The organism is Kaistella haifensis DSM 19056 (assembly GCF_000735695.2).
Taxonomy (GTDB): Bacteria; Bacteroidota; Bacteroidia; order Flavobacteriales; family Weeksellaceae; genus Kaistella; species Kaistella haifensis.
The window spans coordinates 1-3203 of record NZ_JASZ02000058.1 but is presented as its reverse complement, the minus strand read 5'-3'; the positions used below and the strand labels follow the sequence as shown (position 1 = coordinate 3203).

Here is a 3203-nt window from a genome sequence, read left to right as displayed (position 1 = left end):
GGCTATTGAAGGGGTAAGTGAGGGATTGATTATGACCCTTATTGCTGAAATCGGATTAGACGGTATTAGGAAATTCCCCACTGCTAAACAGTTCACGGCCTGGCTTAGGCTTGCGCCAAACAACAAGATAAGCGGAGGCAAGGTGCTGTCCAACCACATCCCGAAAGGAAGTTCAAGGCTCAAAATTGCCTTTCGAAACACTGCCAATGCCATCGGTAATCTCAAAGAAGGCTGGCTCGCAGACTTTTTCAAAAGGTTGAACTACAAGAAAGGAAGAGCAACTGCTGTCTCTGCACTGGCCCGCAAACTTGCCGTCATCATCTGGAACATGCTTGTGAAAGGGCAAAGCTACCAACCACCTTCACTATATCTGTTCCTTGACGAGAAAAGAAAAATTGCTGCAGCCAAAAGAATTCAAAAACAAATCACTAAATTTGGATTGACTGACAGAGATATTGAAATCACAAAATACTGATTATCAATATTAAAATTTAACGTTAGTCAGAATTTCTTCACAAAATGAAAATAAATTTAAACAAAATATCAATTGAGTCAATTGAACGTAATGTAAAAATATCTCTAAATAAGGATATTGAAATTCCAGAGCTGACTTACAAATACTACTATTTTAATTCAAATAGTTTAAACTCAATTAAAAATGAAACTATCCATTTTGGACATTCTTTTACAATGAATGATTTAATGGATGGGAATTTTTTACTTTGGGATTTTGAAGATTTTCTTCTTGATTATATGAAAGAAAGAAATTTAGACATGAATTTCAAAGAATTTTATCATAAAAATTTAATACGAACAATTTCAAGAGATTTCCTAAAGCATATAGGTTATTTTTGTTTGTGTGAGAATTTCCATAATGACTTATTATGGACGCATTACACAAATGAGAGAGGTCTTTGTGTTGAATATAATACAAAAGAGTTACTTGAAAATTTCAAATCCTTACAAATGTATTTTGTTCCAATTAATTATGATGAACTTAAACAGATTAATTTCAAAAAAAATTCCTTAAAGACAATAAAAAATAATAAAGTAAATATTGAAGCAAATATTCCATTATTTTATAGTTTGGTTAATAAAGAAAAATTTTGGAGTTATGAAAAAGAATGGAGAATTATTGTTAGAGATGAAAAATTTGATTCTGTATCTCATCCATTAGAATTTAATATTGAACAAATTTTAGAGTTTGAATATGATGCTATAAAAAATAGAAATCTTAAAATCAATGATAATTGTATAAATAGAATTATTTTATCGACTTATTTTTTTGATAATAACAGATTTGATATGTCGCAAGAAAACGGTAATCAAATCATATACAAGTTTAAAAATAACGATGGAAAAGCAAATTTAAAAGAATTTATTACCATTTTGATGAATAGGTATAATAACAAAGTATATCAAGTTGCTAAATATTTGGAAAATGGTAAAGTTATTAGAAACATTAAATATAAAATTGAATTTTTGCGCATAACTGAAAATTATTGCGAAATAGAGAGAAACTTCTGCTAATAACTAAGCTTTAGCTTCGCTCTGTTCACTTCGTTCGGGTCGTCTTGTCCGCAGGACAGAAGATGAAAGCCCGTTGAACGGAAGCTCCGGTGGCTTTTCAGCAGTATGATGGTCCTCTTATGGGGATGTCGTTTTTAGGATTCGCAAAATTGCTTTCTCCATTCTAGGATTCTCACCACACACCACAAACACTTTAGTTTCATAGGCTACGAGTTGTAATGTGTTTGTGTCGCGTGCTGAAAACCCCACCAAAAAGCATTTTCTTTCCGCCATACATACCGCTGTCTTTCCAACCGCTTTTTTCAGGCAGTTTTCCTAAAAAAGTGGCCCGGTGCCTGAGCGGAGTCGCAGGTACCATTTTCCTATGAGGTTGTTTCCCCGGTTTTCGAACACTTTCACAAATCCTTCTATTCAATAGGAATTGCGAAAGTGATTTTTGAAAAGAACTTGTATTTAACTTGCGACGATAAGAACATAAAATTTTTTGGTAAAGATTTTGTTATCTGTCGTTTATGAAATTTTACTTTACTTTTCTTATTCTTTTTTTGCTTTTCAGTTGTGAAAGTAAAAAGGGCGCATCAAAACAGATGATAACTCACCCTGTAATTCAAGAGAATGTGGCGGAAACAATATCTTCAAAAACTGAAAATATTAAGAATGACACCTTTCAAAAGAAAGTGTATGTATGGATTAAAGAAGATTCAATTAATTTCAAAAAACTGGAAGAGAATTATACGCTTACGGTTTTTAATAATTCAGATAAGCCGATAACATTTGGCAAAGAATTTCAGGTGGAAAGTTACAGCGATAATAAATGGAATGTCATCAATTCTCACATTGTATTTCCTGAAATGGCTTATGGGCTCCAGCCCGGCAGAAGATACGATTTAACCTTCTCACCAAAATTTGAAGGTGGATTAAATTTTCCTGGAAATTACAGAATCAATAAACCATTTTTCATCGATAATAATGATCTCAACAGAGGTTTTGCGATAGATAATTTTAAAGTCTACACGCCGTTGATAGAAGGGCTCGAGCAGAAGGTTTTTCTTGAAATTCCCAAAACCTTTAAAATGTCTGAACTAAAGAATAAAGTGTTTTACAAAGTGATTAACAATACCAAAAACACGATACTGTTTGGTGATCGTTATGAGCTTCAAAAATTTAACGGCAAAGATTGGCAAAAAATAAAATTGAGTTTTTTCGTGCAGGATATAGGATATACTCTGCACCCCGGTACGGAAGGTTTCCAGGAAAGATTTTATTTTAAGTTCTATCCGGAACAGTACCAATATAAACCCGGACTTTATCGCATTCTGAAAAATTATTACAGTAATTCTGGCTCAGAGCTTAGTTTTAGAGGCATTCCGTATGAAAAAGACCCTATGCTTTCGGAATTTAGAATAATTAATTAAAAAATTTCTAAGAATGCATAGTCTTTCACCAGTCCCTCCAGTATATAGACGGCATTCACTTTACGGATTCTGAAGAACCATTTTTCTCTGCCGTCTAAACACTTCCGGCACCGCGCACAGTAGTATTCCGCCACACCAGGTTCTTGCTTATTGATTTTAGCTCTCTTTTTTTTGTTGCCATTTTAGTCATTTTTTAATTAACTTTACAAAGTAACTAATTTATGCGATTGGGAAAGCTACCGGAGGTTTAGTTCAACA

The 3203-nt window shown here is 33.2% G+C and carries 3 protein-coding genes; all 3 read left to right on the top strand.

From position 1 onward, the window contains the following. The coding region (locus AP75_RS13570) for a transposase (protein ID WP_143755918.1) at window positions 1–475 on the top strand (475 nt) is incomplete at its 5' end. 44 nt (window positions 476–519) lie between these two features. Continuing rightward, on the top strand, window positions 520–1530 hold the full coding sequence (locus AP75_RS13565) for a DUF2971 domain-containing protein (protein WP_088264975.1): 1011 nt from the start codon (window positions 520–522) through the stop codon (window positions 1528–1530). 587 nt (window positions 1531–2117) lie between these two features. Then, complete coding sequence (locus tag AP75_RS13555) at window positions 2118–2945, top strand: immunoglobulin-like domain-containing protein (RefSeq protein ID WP_143755916.1); 828 nt, start codon at window positions 2118–2120, stop codon at window positions 2943–2945. Window positions 2946–3203 lie beyond the last annotated feature (258 nt).